This window comes from Clavibacter michiganensis subsp. tessellarius, from assembly GCF_021922985.1.
Lineage (GTDB): Bacteria > Actinomycetota > Actinomycetes > Actinomycetales > Microbacteriaceae > Clavibacter > Clavibacter tessellarius.
In genome coordinates this window covers 758,490-775,025 of record NZ_CP040788.1, presented here as the reverse complement: position 1 = coordinate 775,025, position 16,536 = coordinate 758,490, and the positions used below count along the sequence as shown (strand labels likewise).

Here is a 16,536-nt window from a genome sequence, read left to right as displayed (position 1 = left end):
TCTCCAGGGTGGACGGGTCAGCGATCGGCGGCGATCGGGAGGAGCGGCTGGACGGTGACGCTGTCCGGCCGGGTCTGGTCGGGGGACGGCATGGTGCTGCCGGGGAGGGACGCGGCGGCGGATCCGTGGGCGACGGCCTGCCGGAGGCGCCCCTCCGGTCCGGCTCCGCGGTGGTCGGCGAGCAGGTAGCCCGCGAGCGACGAGTCGCCCGCGCCCACGGTGCTCACCGGCACGATCGGCGGCATGGTGGCGTGCCACCCGCCGTCGGCCGTGGTGAGGACGGCTCCGCGGGCGCCGAGGGTCGCGAGGACCGCGCGGCAGCCGCGCGAGACGAGGGACCGGGACGCCTCGTGGGCGAGCCGCGGATCCTGCTCCAGCGCGTCCGGGTCGTCGAGCCCGAGGAGCTCGGCGAGCTCCTCGCCGTTCGGCTTGACGAGGTCGACCACGGCGTCGGACGCGACGAGCGCCGCCATGGGGGCTCCGGAGGAGTCGACGGCGATCCGCGGCGCCCGGTCCCCGAGCTCGGCGCGGACGGCCTGCACCACGCGGGCGGGGAAGTCGTCGTCGAGGCCGGGCGGCAGGGATCCGGCGAGCACGAGCCACGTGGCGGCGCGCGCGTGGCGCACCACGAGCGCGACGAGGGCGTCGGCCTCGGCGGCGCTCAGCACGGGCCCCGGCTCGTTGACCTTCGTGGTCGTGCCGTCGGGCTCGGTGAGCGTGACGTTCTGCCGGACGCGGCCGTGGATGTCGAGGTGGTCGAGCGGGATCCGCTCCGCCTGCAGCGCCACGAGCATCGGGTCGTCGAGCCGTCCGGGGAGCAGCGCGATCGTGTCGAGGCCCGAGGCGATGAGCGCGCGGGACACGTTGACGCCCTTGCCGCCCGGCTGCTCCGTGACGCCGCGGGCGCGCTGCACGGCGCCGCGCGCGAGGGCGCCGGCGAGGTCGATGGTGCGGTCGAGGCTCGGGTTGGCCGTGAGGGTGAGGATCACGCGACCATCACCTCCACCTCGGCACGGGCGAGCGCGTCGGCGAGGGGGCCGTCCGGCGGCGCGTCGGTCACGAGGGTGTCGAGGTCGTCGAGGGCGGCGAAGCCCACGAGCGCCTCCTCCCCCGCCTTCGAGGCGTCCACGAGCGCGACGGCTCGGCGGGATCCCCGGGTCAGGGCGGTCTTCACGGCGGCTTCCTCCTCGTCGGGCGTGCTCAGGCCGAACCCCGCGTGGATGCCGTTGGCGCCGATGAAGGCGATGTCCGGCCGCAGGCGCGACAGCTGACCGAGCGTCGCGGGCCCGACCGCGGCGCTCGTGATGCCGCGCAGGCGGCCGCCGAGCAGCTGCACCTCCACGGCGGGGTTCCGGCTCACGGTCTGCGCGACCACCATCGAGTGCGTGACCACGACGAGCGTGCGCCCGGCCACGTCCGGCGTCCAGGCGGCGATGCGCTCCGCGACGAGGCCGGTGGTCGTCCCGGCGTCGACGGCGACGGATCCCTGGAATGTCGCGGGCAGCAGGGCCATCGCGGCGTCCGCGATGCGCGCCTTGGCGTCGGTGTTGCGGGTGCTGCGGGCGTCGAGGCTCTCCTCGACGCGCGTGGACCGGCTCGCGCGGACGGCCCCGCCGTGGACGCGCCGCAGCACGCCGCGGGACTCCAGCTGGGCGAGGTCGCGGCGGACGGTCTCCGTGGTGACCGCGAAGTCGCGAGCGAGGTCCATGACGGCGACGCGGCCCGTGCGCTCGAGGAGGTCGACCACCCGGTCCTGGCGTTCCTCGGCGTACACGGGCGGTCTCCTTCGACTCCGCGGGGCACGTGCGCCTCGCGTCCTCGCACTGTAGCCCTCATCCGCAGACGAAGCAACACGATCCCACACGAATCCACAGACGGGACCCGGATCGCGGGCCGGTCAACGCCCGAGCGCCGCGGCCTCCTCGCGCAGCACGTCGGCGATCGCCGACGCCTCCCAGGCCAGTCCGGCCGCGTTCGGATGCAGGGGCACGTCCCCCGCGCTGCCGCCGAGGCCCGCGACGTAGGGATCGCCCGCGTCGCCGACGCACGACCCGTGCGCGGCCGTCGGCGTCTCCTGGTCGACGAAGCGGATGCCCGCCGCCTCGGCCGCGCGCGCGACGGCGTCGTCGAGCGCGCTCTGCACGCCGGCGAGCCAGGGCGCGTCGCGGTCGGTCAGGAGCACCTGCCCGTTGACCGAGGACGCGGCGGTCGCGGCGAGGCATCCCTCCGCGGGCAGGGTGTCGGGGTCGCCGAGCACGGTCAGGTACCCGAGGGCGACGATGCGCGCGTCCGGCGCGGCGGCCCGGATGCGGCCGAAGGCGTCGGCGAGGCGCGTCGACACCTCGCCGTCGATGCGGGCCCGCACCGCGTCGGTCCCGCCGGCGGGCGCGAGCGCGTCGACGCACGTGGTCGGCCCCGCGGCGACGGGTCCGTCCGCGTCCCGGGCGAGGCAGCCGCCCACGAGGGCGGGGAATCCGAGGTCGTTGCCGCCGATGCGGACGAGGACGACGTCCGCGCCGCCGTCGAGCGCGTCGATCTGCGCGGGCAGCGTCCGCCCGCCGCGCTCGCGCGGGGCGAGGAGGTCGGCCGTCGTGGCGCCGTCGCACGCCGCGTCCACGAGCTCGGCGCCCACGGCCTCGGCCGCGACCCGGACGGAGGCCGCCACCGTGCGCCCGCACACGCCCGGGTCGCCCGGCAGGGGCGCGGCGGATCCGGTGCCGGTGGAGTACGAGTCGCCCAGCGACACGACGCGCAGGGGCGCGGCAGGCGGCGTCGGGAGGTCGGGCGACGGGGTCGTGCACGCCGCGAGCCCGAGCGCGGCCGCCGTCGCGACGACGGCGAGGGCGGCGCCGCGGGACGTCCTCCGTCGACGGCTTTTGGCGCGGGACGGGAGGCGGCGGTCGGCGGTCATCCCCTCGACCCTACGCGCGGGCCGGACGGGCGCCGGGTCCGCTCAGTCCTGGATGCGGCGCTGGCGCGCGTAGACGACGACGGCGACGATGAGGCCGACGACCAGGCCGGCGGCCAGCGGGAACAGGAAGCCGCCCGGGCCGATCTGCGTGATGACGCTGCCGTGGTCGATGCGCGTGTCCACCACGCCCGGGACGTCGAGCCCCGGGTAGCCCTCGGTGGCCTGCGCGAACGAGGTGATGAGCAGGGTCACGATGACCGTGGCGCCCACCACGAACGCCGCCAGGAAGCCCAGCACCGCGGATCCGACCACCGACGCGCGGTGCGGATCGGTGCGGCTGTTCCCGTGCAGGGTGGCGTGCGACATGTGGTGCTCCAGGGGGTCGATGACCTGATCCACGGTACGCCGGTCCTCCAAGTGGAGGACAGTCCCCCGATCGGGGAGCGGTTCGCCCGCGCGGCCCGCATGCCGTGGTTCCCTCGCAGGATGCAGATCCTCGCCTGGGCGCTCGTCGCCGCCGCCCTCCTCGCCGTCGCCGTCCTCGTCCGATCCCGTCGCGCCCTCGCGGCGCGGGCGGAGGAGGCCGCGCGGGAGGCGACGGCGGCGCACGGCCGGGCCGTCCGCGCGCTCGAGGACGCGCACGAGGCGCGCGCGACCGCCCTCGCGGACGCGCACGCCCGCGACCGCGCGGAGGCCGACGGCCGTCTCGCCGAGGCCGTCTCGGACGCGGCCGAGGCGCGACGCCGCTTCGCGAGCACGTGGCGGACGGAGGTGGTCTCGCACGGCATGATCGTCGAGGCCTGCCGGGCGGCGGGCCTCGGAGGGGTCCTCGCCACCAACGTCGTGCTGCCGGGGGTGGATCCGCATCGGGGCGCCCGCTTCCTCGTCCAGGTCGACCACGTGCTGCTCACGCCGACCGGGGCGCTCATCATCGAGGGCAAGCACTGGCGGGGGCTCGTGCTCGACGGCATCCGACCGGGCGATGTGCACCCGGCAGTCGCGGCCATGCTGCCCGACGGCGACCTGCAGGCCTCGTTCGCCGTGCAGGTCGTCGGCGACGGGACCAGCACGTCCCTCACCGTCCGCACGCACCGGGGCGGGGACTCGCCGGTGTCGCAGGTGCGGACCCAGGCGCGGCGCCTCGCGGCGCACATCGCGGAGCGCGGCGGGCCGGCGCCGTGGTTCACCACCGTCGTGCTCTACAGCCACCCCGACGCGCTGGTGCTCGGCCCGGAGGAGCAGCGTCCGGGCTCCTCCGACATCCCCACGGCCGTGGTGGCGGGACCCGAGCGGCTCGAGGCGCTGCTCGCGGGCGTCGCCCGGGGCCGGACGGTGAAGCTCAGCGGCGAGCGGATCGAGCGGCTGGTCGAGCTCCTGGCCTCCGACGGCGCGCACATCGAGCGGATCGAGCACGCGCGCCGACCGTGATCCGCGCGCGGCGCGCGGGGCCGCGAGGGCCGGTCGGCCGCACGGCGACGACAGCGACGCTCCCCGGCTCGACGCCATGGGACCCGACGCCACGGGACCCGAGGCCTCGCCATGCGACGCCGGGAACGAGAAGAGCCCCGCACCTCGATGAGGTGCGGGGCTCGTGCGGTGGATCTGAGGGGATTCGAACCCCTGACCCCCTGCATGCCATGCAGGTGCGCTACCAACTGCGCCACAGACCCGTTCTCCGCTCCCCTGCGGAAGCGACTCGTCTACATTACTACACATTCCGACCGCCCCATGACCAGGGCATCCTCCGAGGCGGTCGGTGCCGGACCAAGGCTCAGTCGAACAGCTCGCTGAGCCAGCTCTCCTTCTTCCGGCGCCTGCCGCCGTAGCCGTCAGCCGTGCCGTACCCGCCCCCGGACGAGGAGGCGGCGGAGCCGTACCCGCGGTCGTCGCGGGATCCGTATGCGCGGTCACGCTCGCGGTCGTCGTCGCGGCGGCGGTCGTCACCGCGGCGGTCCCGGTCGTCGTCGCGACGGCGGCCGTCGCGCGCGGGGTCGGGGTAGCCGCCGAGCGGAGCGGCCGGCGGGACGGCTGCGGCCGCGGGCCGCGCCTCCTGGTCGGCGCGGTCGAGGATCTTGTCCAGCTCCCCGCGGTCGAGCCATACGCCCCGACAGTCGGGGCAGTAGTCGATCTCCACCCCGGCGCGCTCGCTCATCACGAGGGTGGCCGAGTCGTTGGGGCACTTCATGCGGCGATCCCCTCGCGGGTGAGACGCGAGCGGATCAGGATGCGGATGCCGTCGGCTCGATCTCGAGGGCGACGACGGGGCAGTCCTTCCAGAGGCGCTCCAGCGAGTAGTACATGCGATCTTCCTCGGTGAAGACGTGGGCGACGACGTCGCCGAAGTCGAGGAGGATCCAGCGGCCCTCGCTCTTCCCCTCGCGGCGCAGCGGCTTGGCGCCGGCCTCGATCATCTTGTCCTCGATCTCGTCGGCGACCGCCTGCGCGTTCCGCTCGTTGCGGGCCGAGGCGATGAGGAAGACGTCGGTGAGGGGCAGGGGCCCGGAGACGTCGAGCGCGACCAGGTCGATGGCCTGCTTGGAGTCGGCAGCGAGGGCGGCGACCTTGAGCAGGTCGAGGGCGCGGGGAGAAGCGGTCACAGAGTCCTTCCGGGACGGGTGGGGTGGTGGATCAGACGATCAGAATACATTCGTCATGAACGCGACGATGACGAGACCCGCGCCGATGACGGCCACTCCCCCGGCCGTGACGGCCGCCACGACGGGCGCGGTGAAGCGCTTGCGGGGCGGCGGCTGCACGACGGCGCGCGTGGAGGTGTGGGTGCTGACGGCGCGGCTCGCGCGGACGGGCTCCGAGTCGGAGCCGCCGGGAGCGTGGTCCTGGTCGTCGCCCTGCTCGAGGATGCGGTCCATGTCGGCCGTGTCGAAGCGGTCCGGGTGCGTGCCCATGGAGCCGAGGCTCCGCGGGAGGTCGATGGATCCCGTGATGATGATCTCGCCGGTGCTGTTCAGCGCCTGCTGCATGTCGTTGACGTGCGGCACGGTCGGGAGGATGAAGTGGTTGCCGGTGTGCGGCTGGTCCTCGTCGACCTGGTCCTGCACCGACCAGTGGCCGGTCGGCGGGGTGAACGGCGCGGGTGCGTCGGCGGCGGCCGGATCAGCCGCGGCCGGAGCGGCGGCGTCCGGGGACGTGACCTCGTCGGAGCGCGCAGGCGCTCCCGGGGCGTCGTCGTCCTCGGCGTCGGAGGCGCGCGTCCCGAAGGCCGGCTCGATGCGCGGGGCGGGGGCGGCGGAGTCCCAGGCCGCGCCGTCGAGGGACGGCGACGGTCGCGGGTCCTCGGTGCGGTCGGGCAGGTGCGTCGCGAGCGGCGGGACGGTGGGCTGCTCGCCCGAGGCGTCGACGTCGTGGTCGGCATCGCCCACCGAGGGGGTGATGGGCGCGAAGGGCCAGGCCGACGGCGTGCTGGCCGACGCGTCGGCGGCGGACTCCGCCGAGCCGGTCGCGGGAGCCTCCGGTGCGGCATCAGCCGCGGCCTCCGGGGCCACCTCGTCCGCGGTCTCGCGCTCGTCCTCGACGAGGGCGGCCCGGCGATAGGCGCTGCCGTAGGGGGCGCGCGGACGCGGCGTCGCGCGGGATCCGCGGCCGTATCGGACGTACGGCGGGACCGTGGTGTCGCCGGCCGGCGGGGCGTCGTCGACCGGGGCCGGCGCCTCGTCGGCGGCGGGCGCCTCGTCGGGGGCGTCGTCAGCCACGGGCGGGGCGTCGGAGCCGGGCGCGTCGGCGGGAGGAGCGGCCGGGTCGGCCGCGTCCTCGGCGGGGGCGTCGTGCTCGGATCCGCGCTGCTGGCGGGCCGCCTCTTCCGCCTCGCGGATGGCGCGGAGCTGGCGGCGGGTCAGGACGCCGCCGGACAGGAGGATCGCGGAGGTGTCCGGGCCGACGCCGGGCGTCGCGGACGACTCCGCGGGGCGCTCGTCGGAGGGGCCGTCCGAGGCGTCGGCGGATGATGCCGACCCGGCCTCGCCGGCGGCGTCGGCAGCACCATCGCCCGCACCGGCCTCGCCGTCGGGGGACGTCGTCGACGCGTCCTCGGCGGGCGCGTCGTCGGCCTCGTCGATGCCGAGGGCCTGGGCGCGGGCGCGCTCGGCGGCGCGCATCTCGCGGCGGCTGAGCCCGAGGGTCGCGGGAGCGGGACCGTCGTCGAACGAGGTCGGCCCGGTGTCGGGCGCATCGTGGGAGGGGGTCATTGCGGGCTCCGATACAGGTGGTGCTTGGAGATGTACTGGACGACTCCGTCGGGGACGAGGTACCACACGGGGAATCCGCGTCCGACTCGGCTCCGGCAGTCGGTCGAGGAGATGGCGAGCGCTGGGACCTCCAGCAATCTTACGTCGGCGTGCGGGAGGCCGCTCTCGGTGAGGTCGTGCCCGGGCCGCGTGACGGCGACGAAGTGCGCCAGGTCCCACAGCTCCTGGACGTCCTTCCAGCCGAGGATCTGCTGGATGGCGTCGGCGCCCGTGATGAAGAAGAGCTCCGCGTCGGGGTGCGCGCGCCGGATGTCGCGGAGCGTGTCGATCGTGTACGTCGTGCCGCCGCGGTCGATGTCGACACGGCTGACGGTGAAGCGGGGGTTGGCGGCCGTCGCGATGACGGTCATGAGGTAGCGGTGCTCGCCGTCCGTGACGGTCTGCTTCTGCCACGGCTGGCCGGTGGGGACGAAGACCACCTCGTCGAGCTGCAGGTGCTGCTGCACCTCGCTCGCGGCGACCAGGTGGCCGTTGTGGATGGGGTCGAACGTGCCGCCCATGACCCCGATGCGCGGGCGCGGGGTCGAGGGGGTGGTCATGGGGCGGGGGCTCCGGATCAGTGCGCCTGGTCGGCGGTCCCGTGGCCCTGCTCCGCCACCGGCGGCTTGCCCCACTTCTCCGAGTGGCGGTTGCTGACGTCGCGGAAGCTGAACATGACCACCCCGAGCGCGATGAACGCGACGGCCGCGACCGCCGGGAAGACCCAGAGCGGAGCGGCGAGCTCCATGGCGTGCTCGGTCTCGGCGAGGATGGTGGTGGTCAGCGCGTGCATGGGATCTCCGTTCGTGGCACGCCCCGGGGCACGGAGGCGGCGCCTGCCATCCTATCGGCGGGCCCCCGGGAGGGGCGCATCCGCTCCCGGGCGTGCCGCGGTCGCTTCCGCGGGCGCTCCGGCTCCCGCTCGGAGGGCCGCCTGCAGGGTCAGCCGCGGACCTGCCCGCTCCCCCGGACGATCCACTTCGTGCTCGTGAGCTCCTGCAGCCCCATCGGGCCGCGGGCGTGCAGCTTCTGCGTCGAGATGCCGACCTCGGCGCCGAAGCCGAAGACGGATCCGTCCGTGAACCGCGTCGACGCGTTGACCATCACGACCGCGGAGTCGACCGCGGCCAGGAAGCGCTCCGCCTCCCGCACGTCCGAGGTGACGATCGACTCGGTGTGGTGCGTCGACCAGCGGGCGATGTGCGCGACCGCGTCCTCGGCGGAGTCGACGACGCGGACGGCGAGGTCGAGGGAGAGGTACTCGGCGGCCCAGTCCTCGTCCGTCGCGTGGACGGCGGCGGGCCAGAGGTCGCGCACGGCCGCGTCGCCGTGGATCGTGACGCCGCGGTCCCGGAGGGCGTCGAGGACGGCCGGGAGGATCCGGGGTGCCGCCTCCCGGTGCACGAGCAGCGTCTCCATGGCGTTGCAGACGCTGGGGCGGCTGACCTTGGCGTCGACCGCGACGTCCACCGCCATGGCCGCATCCGCGGACGCGTCGAGATAGACGTGCACGACGCCGGCTCCCGTCTCGATGACGGGCACGGTCGACTCCTCCACGACGGTGCGGATCAGGTCGGCGGAGCCGCGCGGCACGAGCACGTCGACGAGGCCGCGGGCGCGCATCAGCCGCGCGGCGCCGGCGCGGCCGTGCGCGTCCACCGTCTGCACGGCGTCCGCGGGGAGGCCCGCGTCGGCGACGGCCGCCCGCATGACCTCGACCAGGACGGCGTTCGAGCGCTGGGCCGCGGATCCGCCGCGGAGCACGACGGCGTTGCCGCTCCGGAGGGCGAGCGCGGCGATGTCGACGGTGACGTTCGGGCGCGCCTCGTAGATCGCGCCGACGACGCCGAACGGCACGCGGACCTGGGACAGGAGCAGGCCGTTCGGGAGGGTGCGGCCGCGCACGACCTCCCCGAGCGGGTCGTCGAGGCGGCGGATGCCCGACACGGCCTCGGAGAGGGAGCGCACGCGGGCGGCGTCGAGGGCGAGCCGGTCGAGGAGCCCGGTGGCGAGGCCCGCCGCGCGTCCGGCGGCGAGGTCCTCCGCGTTGGCCGCCACGATGCGGTCCGACGCCGCGCGGAGCCCCTCGGCGATCCGGTCGAGGGCGGCGTCGCGCTCCCCCGCCGTGCTGGCGGCGAGCCGGGTCGATGCGGCGCGCGCGGCGACGAGGATCGCCTCGAGCGCGGGCGACGACGCGTCCGTCTCGGGGCGGACGGCGGCGGGATCGGCGGCGGGCGCGAGCGCGGCGCCGGGCGCGCCGGGGACGGTCGTGGGCATGGGGGAAGCCTAGCCAGGCGGGGGCGCCGGACGATCGCGCGGGATCAGGGGCGCGGCGCGAACCAGGTGCCGACGGGCGCGCCCTCGAGCGCCTCCGCCACCTGCGCGGTCGACGTGAGCAGGACCCCCGTGCCGGATCCGGCGGCGAGTCGGGCCGCCGCGACCTTGGTCACCGCTCCCCCCGTGCCGACGCCCGTGCCGGTGCTCCCGATCTCGACGCCCGCGAGCTCGTCGCCGAAGCCGACGTGCGCGATGCGCTCGGCGCCCGGCTCCTGCGGCGGCCGCGTGTAGAGCGCGTCGACGTCGGACAGCAGGAGCAGCAGGTCGGCCCGCACGAGCTGCGCCACGAGCGCCGCGAGCCGGTCGTTGTCGCCGAAGCGGATCTCGTGGGTGGCGACGGTGTCGTTCTCGTTGACGATGGGCAGGATCCGGAGCCCCAGCAGCCGCACCATGGCGCGCTGCGCGTTCTCGCGGTGGTCAGGAGCGGCGAGGTCGCCCGCGGTGAGGAGCACCTGGCCCGCGACGATGCCGTAGCGGTCGAGCGCCTCCTGGTAGCGGAAGACGAGGATGCTCTGGCCCACCGCGGCGGCAGCCTGCTGCGTGGCGAGGTCGGCCGGGCGGTCGTCGAGCCGCAGGAACGGCATGCCGGTCGCGATGGCGCCGGAGGAGACCAGCACGACCTCGGCACCGCGGCCGTGCGCGGTGGCGATCGCGTCGACCAGCGGCGCGATCTGCCCCGCGTTCTCGCCGCTGATGGACGACGAGCCGACCTTGACGACGATGCGCCGGGCGCCCGGGATGCCGGCGCGCGAGGTCATGCCCGAGCGCGGAGCCGTCCCCACGGGTCAGGCCTTCTCGTCCGCGGGCGCCTCGCCGTCCTCGTCGGCCCAGAGCCCGGCCTCGCCCTCGCGCACGAGCTGGGCGCGGGCCTCGGCCTTGGCGTCCATGCGCGCGAAGTAGTCCTCGCGGCGCGCCTGGTTGGTGCGGCGGCGGATCGGGTCGACGCGGGCGTCGGCGCCGCGCGGGCTCGTGATGAGCTCGGCCGTGGACGTGAGCGTGGGCTCCCAGTCGAAGACGATGCCGTCGCCCTCGCCGATGACGACGCTGGATCCGGCGACCGCGCCGGCCTTGAACAGGCCGTCCTCGACGCCGAGCTTCGCCAGCCGGTCGGCCAGGTAGCCGACGGCCTCGTCGTTGGTGAAGTCGGTCTGCTGCACCCAGCGCTCGGGCTTCGCGCCGAGGACGCGGAAGATGTCGCCGTAGCTGCCGCCGTCGACGCGGATCGTGAAGGGCTTCTCGTCCACGGCGCGGGGGCGGAGGACGATGCGCTCGGCCTCCGGCTGCTCGAGCGCCTTCGTGCGCGCGGCCTCCACGAGCTCCGCGAGGGCGAAGGAGAGCTGGCGCAGTCCGTCGCGGCTGACCGTGGAGATCTCGAACACGCGGTAGCCGCGGGCCTCGAGCTCCGGGCGCACGAGCTCGGCGAGCTCCTTGGCCTCCGGCACGTCGACCTTGTTGAGGGCGATGAGCTGCGGGCGCTCGATCAGCGGCACCTGGCCGTCGGGCACGGGGTACGCGGCGAGCTCGCCCAGGATGATGTCGAGGTCCGAGATGGGGTCGCGACCGGGATCCAGCGTGGCGCAGTCGAGCACGTGCAGGAGGGCCGAGCACCGCTCGACGTGGCGGAGGAACTCGAGGCCGAGGCCCTTGCCCTCGCTCGCGCCCTCGATGAGGCCGGGCACGTCGGCGACGGTGTAGCGCGAGTCCGCGACCTCGACCACGCCGAGGTTCGGGTGCAGCGTGGTGAAGGGGTAGTCGGCGATCTTCGGCTTCGCGGCCGAGATGGACGCGACGAGGCTCGACTTGCCGGCGGACGGGTAGCCGACGAGCGCGACGTCCGCGACGACCTTGAGCTCGAGGACGACGTCGCCCTCGTGGCCGCGGGTGCCGAGGAGCGCGAAGCCGGGCGCCTTGCGCTTGGTGGTGGCGAGCGATGCGTTGCCGAGCCCGCCCTGGCCGGCCTCGGCGGCGACGAAGCGCATGCCGGGGACCGCCATGTCGACGAGGACCTCGCCGTCGGGGTCCTTGACGACGGTGCCGACCGGGACGGGCAGCTCGAGCATCTCGCCGAGCGTGCCGTGGCGGTGGTCGCCCATGCCGGGCCCGCCGTTGCGCGAGGACCGGTGCGGCCCGCGGTGGTAGGCGAGCAGGGTGGTGACCTGCGGGTCGGCGACGAGGACGATGTCCCCGCCGTTGCCGCCGTTGCCGCCGTCGGGACCCGCGAGGGGCTTGAACTTCTCGCGGCGCACCGAGACGCAGCCGTTGCCGCCGTTTCCCGCCCGCAGGTGGAGGGTCACGGTGTCGACGAATGTCGCCATGGCTGTCGCTCGTTTCTTCTAGAGGTGTCCCTGCGGAACGCACGCAAGGGCGGGCCGAGGAGGCCCGCCCTTGCGGTGCTGCGCGGCAGTGCCGCTGCAGGGTCCGTGCTGTCGGCCTGCGCTAGGCCGGGACGACGATGTTGACGACCTTGCGGCCGCCCTTGACGCCGAACTCCACCGAGCCGGCGGAGAGGGCGAACAGCGTGTCGTCGCCGCCACGGCCGACGTTGACGCCGGGGTGGAAGTGCGTGCCGCGCTGGCGGACGATGATCTCGCCGGCGCCGACGACCTGGCCGCCGAAGCGCTTCACGCCGAGGCGCTGGGCGTTCGAGTCACGGCCGTTGCGGGTAGAGCTCGCGCCCTTCTTGTGTGCCATCTGTATCTCCCTGCGGTCTCGGTGCTAGTTGATCTCGGTGACCTGGACGCGCGTGAGGTCCTGGCGGTGCCCCTGGCGCTTCTTGTACCCGGTCTTGTTCTTGAACTTCTGGATGACGATCTTGGGACCGCGGAGGTCGTTCAGGATCTCGGCGCTGACGGTGACGTCGGCGAGCTTCGCGGCGTCCGTGGTGATGGTGTCGCCGTCGACGAGCAGGACCGCGGGGAGCACGACCTTGCCGCTCTGCTGGTTCTTGACCCGGTCCATCGTGACGATGGTCCCGACCTCGACCTTCTCCTGCCGACCGCCGGCGCGCACAACTGCGTAAACCACTTTTCCGTACCTGTTTTCTCTCGCGGGCTTGACTCACTGAGGACATGACGCCTCGTGGCCCGAATCATTGGAGGAAGTCTGCGGCACGCACGCGACCTTCGAGGATCAGCGCATGCCAGCGACTCACGTTACCGGAACGCCGGACAGGGGTCAAACTCCGGACCCCCGGCGTCCTCGGTCGATCATACGCGAGGGCGAGCGCTCCCCCGGGCATCCCCGCCGGGCGCGTCGCGCGTCGGGACGGCACCGCCCGGGGCGCGACGCGACCTCCGCGTGCCTAGGATCGACGGATGAGCGTGCTCCTCGACCGACCCGCCTGGCCCGCGCACGGGACGCTCTGGGCGCACCTCGTGAGCGACGCGTCGCTCGAGGAGCTGCACGCGTTCGCCCGGGCCGCGGGCATCCCCGAGCGGGGCTTCGACCGGGACCACTACGACGTCCCCGCCGCCCGCTACGACGAGCTCGTCGCGCGCGGCGCCGTGCCCGTGTCGAACCGGGACCTCGTCCGTCGCCTCCAGGCGAGCGGGCTGCGCGTCACCCAGCGGGAGCGGCGGGCGCCCCGCTCCTGAGGAGCGTGCCCGCGCGAGCGGGACGTGGACGACGGAGGGCCCGGAGCATGCGCTCCGGGCCCTCCTCCGTGCGGCCGTCGTACGGACGGCCGAGCGGACTAGCTGCCGTCGGCGTCGGCCTCGGGTGCCGGCGTCGTCAGCGTCGCGGTGGAGACGCGGCGGCTGCGCGAGCGGCCCTGGCCCGGCTCCTTGGGCTGCGGCAGCGCGTCGAGCACGGAGCCGAGGAGCTGCTCCGCATCCGCCGAGCTGACGCGGCGGGGCGCCGTGCGGGTGCTCGCCACCGGGATGTCGAGGATCTGCACGGGCTCGAGGCGGATCGCCTCGCGCGGCTCCAGCGTCGAGAGCGCGGGCTCCTCCACGGCCGCGTCGACGGGCGTCGGGTCCTCCGCGGGAGCCGGCTCGGCCGCGGCGACGGGCGCCTCGGCGTCCTGCTCCCCACGGGCCTCCGACGTCGCGGACGACGCGCGTCCCCGTCCGCCGCGGCTGCGACGCGGGCGGTCGCCGCGCGGCTGCTGCTCGTCGGCGCGGGGCGCCTCGGTCGCGGGCTGCGCCGACTCGGCCGGCTCCTCGGAGGTGCGGACGACGTCCTCGACCCGGTCGACGGCGTCGGTGACGGTCTGGATGGTGCTCGTCGCGATCTTGGCGAGCGCCGAGCGGGCGTCGTCCGTGATGCTGTGCGTGCTGGCCGCGGGCGTCCGCTGCTGCTGCGCCGGGGCGCCGCCGCGTCCGCCGCCGTTGCCGCCGTTGCCGTTGCCCCCGCTGCCGGTGCCGTGCTCCTGCTGGCCCTTGCCGCCGCGACGGCGACCCTGGCCCTGCACGGGCTCCTGCGGCGTCTGCTTGTGGGCCATGAGCGGGTCGTGGTGGATGATGATCCCCCGCCCGGCGCACGTCTCGCAGTTCTCCGAGAACGACTCGAGGAGGCCGAGGCCCAGCTTCTTGCGGGTCATCTGCACGAGCCCGAGGGACGTGACCTCGGCCACCTGGTGCTTCGTGCGGTCGCGGCTGAGGCACTCGACGAGGCGGCGCAGCACCAGGTCGCGGTTGGTCTCGAGCACCATGTCGATGAAGTCGACGACGATGATGCCGCCGATGTCGCGCAGGCGCAGCTGGCGGACGATCTCCTCCGCGGCCTCGAGGTTGTTCTTGGTGACGGTCTCCTCGAGGTTGCCGCCGGATCCGACGAACTTCCCGGTGTTGACGTCGACCACGGTCATGGCCTCGGTGCGGTCGATGACGAGCGAGCCGCCGGACGGCAGCCAGACCTTGCGGTCGAGCGCCTTCTCGATCTGCTCGCTGACGCGGTAGTGGTCGAACGAGTCCTTCTCGCCCGAGTACGCCTGCACCCGGTCGATGAGGTCGGGCGCCACGCCGCGGAGGTAGCCCTCGATGATCTCCTGGGCGTCGCCGCCGTCGATCACGAGCTCGCGGAAGTCCTCGTTGAAGACGTCGCGGATGATCTTCAGCAGCAGGTCGGGCTCGGAGTGCAGGAGCGCGGGCGCCTGCGCCTTCTCGACCTGGCGGCTGATCTCGGACCACTGCGACGTGAGGCGCTCGACGTCGAGCTTCAGCTGCTCCTCCGTCGCGCCCTCGGCGGCCGTGCGGACGATGACGCCCACGTTCTCGGGCAGCACCTCCTTGAGGGTCTTCTTGAGGCGCGCGCGCTCCGTGTCGGGGAGCTTGCGGCTGATGCCGTTCATCGACCCGTTGGGCACGTAGACGAGGTAGCGGCCGGGCAGGCTGACCTGGCTGGTGAGGCGGGCGCCCTTGTGGCCGACCGGGTCCTTGGTGACCTGGACGAGCACGCGGTCGCCGGGCTTCAGCGCGACCTCGATGCGGCGGGCGTGGTTGCCGCCGCCCTTGTCGGCGTTCGCGGCCTCCCAGTCGACCTCGCCGGAGTAGAGGACCGCGTTGCGGCCGCGGCCGATGTCGATGAACGCGGCCTCCATGCTCGGGAGCACGTTCTGCACGCGGCCGAGGTAGACGTTGCCGATGAGCGAGGCCTCGTCGGCGCGGGCGACGTAGTGCTCCACGAGGACCTGGTCCTCGAGCACGCCGATCTGGATCTTGCCGTCGCGCGAGCGCACGATCATGCTGCGGTCGACCGACTCGCGGCGGGCCAGGTACTCGGACTCCGTGAGGACCGGACGGCGGCGGCCGGCGTCGCGGCCGTCGCGGCGGCGCTGCTTCTTGGCCTCGAGGCGCGTGGATCCCTTGATCCGCTGCGGCTCGGTGATGAGCTCGGGCTCGCGGGGCGTCCGGACCTTGACGACGGTGCCGGGCGCGTCGTCGCCGTCGCGGCCCTCCTCGCCGGAGCGGCGGCGCGCGCGGCGGCGGACCGACGGGGCGTCCTCATCATCGTCGCGGTCGTCGTCGCGGTCGCGCGGGTCGCGGCCCGTGCTGCGGTCCTGGCCGCGCCCGCCGCGGCGCGAGGACCGCGACGGGCGCTCGTCGCGCTCGAGGTCGTCGTCCTGGTCGTCGCGGCGGTCGTCGCGGCGGTCGTCCCGCTCGCGGCGGGGCGGCAGCGGCGCGATGTCCGGGGCCTGGAAGAAGACGGAGAGGGACGGGAGCGCGCGGGCGGGAGCCGCGGGGGCCTCCGGCTCCGGCGCGACGGCGGCGTCCTCGGCGACCGGGGCCGCGTCGGGGGTCGTCGCCGCGGCAGGTGCGTCCGCGGTCGGCTCCTCGGCGGACGCCGCGTCCGCGGCAGCGGACGCCGCGGCACGACGCGGCGCGCGGGTGCGGGTCGCCCGGGCGGGCGCCACGACCTCTCCCGCGTCGGCGGATCCCTCGGCGGCAGGGGCCTCGGCGGCAGGGGCCTCGGCCGGCGCGGCGGCGGCGGCGGACGCGTCGACGCTGGCGTCGTCCGTCGGGGCGCCCGCGGGGGCGGAGGCGGCGGCGCTCGCGCGGCGGGAGCGTCGGACGACCGGCGCCTCCGTCTCGTCGGGCGTGGACGGGGTGGTCTCGTTCTCGTTCAGGGTTCGGCCCTTCGCTTCGGAGGCGGCGGACGGGCCGCTCGCCTCGGGGGTCGCGGCACCGGGGAGGACGGACGTGCCGTCGGTCCCCTCGGCCGCGGTCGGCTCGGCACGGCGGCCCGTGAGCCGCTCGAAGAGGCGCGGACGCCTCCTGCCGGTGTTCTCGTCTCTCTCCACCATCTCTGGTGCACTCCTCAGCCGGGCGGTACGGCCGCGCCGTACCCCGGTAGCTCTCCGAGTGGATCCCCGCGTTCGCGGGTCTCCGTCGATCCTTGGTCTGCGACGACCGGCCCGAGGCTTCGGTCGTGCGCACTGGTACGGAACTGGCTATCCGCCGCCGGACGTGCCTGGCGGCCCGGGTCTGCCCCGGGAAAGACTCTTCATGGCGGCCGTCCCGCGCGGCGGGGCGACCTGCCTGCCAGTATCGCACGCCGACGTCCACCCGGCCGTCAGGGTCGGCGCCCGGCGGTCTGCCATGATCGCCG

Annotated in this window: 17 protein-coding genes and 1 tRNA gene; 2 read left to right on the top strand and 16 right to left on the bottom strand. The window is 74.9% G+C overall.

Features of this window, described 5'->3' with window-relative positions; genetic code table 11:
- Positions 1-17 precede the first annotated feature (17 nt).
- From FGG90_RS03550 to FGG90_RS03535, 4 genes are all read right to left on the bottom strand, one after another.
- The gene (locus FGG90_RS03550) at positions 18-989 is read right to left on the bottom strand and encodes a 1-phosphofructokinase family hexose kinase (protein WP_094130426.1); all 972 of its coding nucleotides are present in this window, start codon (positions 987-989) and stop codon (positions 18-20) included.
- Positions 986-1,774, bottom strand: a complete 789-nt coding sequence (locus FGG90_RS03545; protein WP_094130428.1) for a DeoR/GlpR family DNA-binding transcription regulator — start codon at positions 1,772-1,774, stop codon at positions 986-988. The genes FGG90_RS03550 and FGG90_RS03545 overlap by 4 nt, the downstream gene beginning before the upstream one ends.
- Before the next feature lie 123 nt (positions 1,775-1,897).
- Positions 1,898-2,911 carry an SGNH/GDSL hydrolase family protein gene (locus tag FGG90_RS03540; protein WP_094130430.1) on the bottom strand — a complete coding sequence of 338 codons (1,014 nt, stop codon included), beginning with the start codon at positions 2,909-2,911 and terminating at the stop codon, positions 1,898-1,900.
- Positions 2,912-2,953: 42 nt separating this feature from the next.
- Complete coding sequence (locus FGG90_RS03535) at positions 2,954-3,310, bottom strand: hypothetical protein (RefSeq protein ID WP_094130432.1); 357 nt, start codon at positions 3,308-3,310, stop codon at positions 2,954-2,956.
- A gap of 87 nt (positions 3,311-3,397) precedes the next feature.
- Here FGG90_RS03535 and FGG90_RS03530 point away from each other — a divergent pair, with 87 nt between their 5' ends.
- A complete protein-coding gene (locus tag FGG90_RS03530) occupies positions 3,398-4,339 on the top strand; it encodes a nuclease-related domain-containing protein (protein ID WP_133065163.1) in 942 nt (313 codons plus the stop codon).
- Between the two features lie 169 nt (positions 4,340-4,508).
- Here the strand turns inward: FGG90_RS03530 and FGG90_RS03525 are convergent.
- The 11 genes from FGG90_RS03525 to rplU form a co-directional block, all read right to left on the bottom strand.
- Positions 4,509-4,581, bottom strand: a tRNA-Ala gene (locus tag FGG90_RS03525).
- Between the two features lie 101 nt (positions 4,582-4,682).
- A complete protein-coding gene (locus FGG90_RS03520; RefSeq protein ID WP_094130436.1) occupies positions 4,683-5,096 on the bottom strand; it encodes a TFIIB-type zinc ribbon-containing protein in 414 nt (137 codons plus the stop codon).
- A 34-nt stretch (positions 5,097-5,130) separates the two neighbouring features.
- Positions 5,131-5,508: a ribosome silencing factor gene (rsfS, locus tag FGG90_RS03515; RefSeq protein ID WP_012038183.1), complete on the bottom strand. Its 378-nt coding sequence runs from the start codon at positions 5,506-5,508 to the stop codon at positions 5,131-5,133.
- Between the two features lie 39 nt (positions 5,509-5,547).
- Positions 5,548-7,113 (bottom strand): hypothetical protein, encoded by a 1,566-nt coding sequence (locus FGG90_RS03510; protein ID WP_094130438.1) that lies wholly within the window; start codon positions 7,111-7,113, stop codon positions 5,548-5,550.
- The gene (nadD, locus tag FGG90_RS03505; RefSeq protein ID WP_094130440.1) at positions 7,110-7,712 is read right to left on the bottom strand and encodes a nicotinate-nucleotide adenylyltransferase; all 603 of its coding nucleotides are present in this window, start codon (positions 7,710-7,712) and stop codon (positions 7,110-7,112) included. The genes FGG90_RS03510 and nadD overlap by 4 nt, the downstream gene beginning before the upstream one ends.
- Positions 7,713-7,729: 17 nt before the next feature.
- Entirely contained in the window at positions 7,730-7,945 is a 216-nt protein-coding gene (locus tag FGG90_RS03500; protein ID WP_094130442.1) for a hypothetical protein, read from the bottom strand.
- 149 nt (positions 7,946-8,094) lie between these two features.
- Positions 8,095-9,429: a glutamate-5-semialdehyde dehydrogenase gene (locus FGG90_RS03495; protein WP_094130444.1), complete on the bottom strand. Its 1,335-nt coding sequence runs from the start codon at positions 9,427-9,429 to the stop codon at positions 8,095-8,097.
- A gap of 44 nt (positions 9,430-9,473) precedes the next feature.
- Positions 9,474-10,247: a glutamate 5-kinase gene (gene proB, locus FGG90_RS03490; RefSeq protein ID WP_094131508.1), complete on the bottom strand. Its 774-nt coding sequence runs from the start codon at positions 10,245-10,247 to the stop codon at positions 9,474-9,476.
- A 27-nt stretch (positions 10,248-10,274) separates the two neighbouring features.
- The gene (gene obgE, locus FGG90_RS03485; protein WP_094130446.1) at positions 10,275-11,804 is read right to left on the bottom strand and encodes a GTPase ObgE; all 1,530 of its coding nucleotides are present in this window, start codon (positions 11,802-11,804) and stop codon (positions 10,275-10,277) included.
- A gap of 121 nt (positions 11,805-11,925) precedes the next feature.
- A complete protein-coding gene (rpmA, locus tag FGG90_RS03480; RefSeq protein ID WP_012299161.1) occupies positions 11,926-12,180 on the bottom strand; it encodes a 50S ribosomal protein L27 in 255 nt (84 codons plus the stop codon).
- A gap of 24 nt (positions 12,181-12,204) precedes the next feature.
- Positions 12,205-12,513 (bottom strand): 50S ribosomal protein L21, encoded by a 309-nt coding sequence (gene rplU, locus FGG90_RS03475; RefSeq protein WP_012038175.1) that lies wholly within the window; start codon positions 12,511-12,513, stop codon positions 12,205-12,207.
- A 290-nt stretch (positions 12,514-12,803) separates the two neighbouring features.
- On the opposite strand from rplU, the gene FGG90_RS03470 reads away from it, so the two are divergent.
- Complete coding sequence (locus FGG90_RS03470) at positions 12,804-13,082, top strand: DUF4031 domain-containing protein (RefSeq protein WP_094130448.1); 279 nt, start codon at positions 12,804-12,806, stop codon at positions 13,080-13,082.
- A gap of 98 nt (positions 13,083-13,180) precedes the next feature.
- Here FGG90_RS03470 and FGG90_RS03465 read toward each other — a convergent pair whose 3' ends face one another.
- Positions 13,181-16,231, bottom strand: coding sequence for an Rne/Rng family ribonuclease (locus FGG90_RS03465; RefSeq protein ID WP_094130450.1), 3,051 nt, complete (start codon positions 16,229-16,231; stop codon positions 13,181-13,183).
- Positions 16,232-16,536 lie beyond the last annotated feature (305 nt).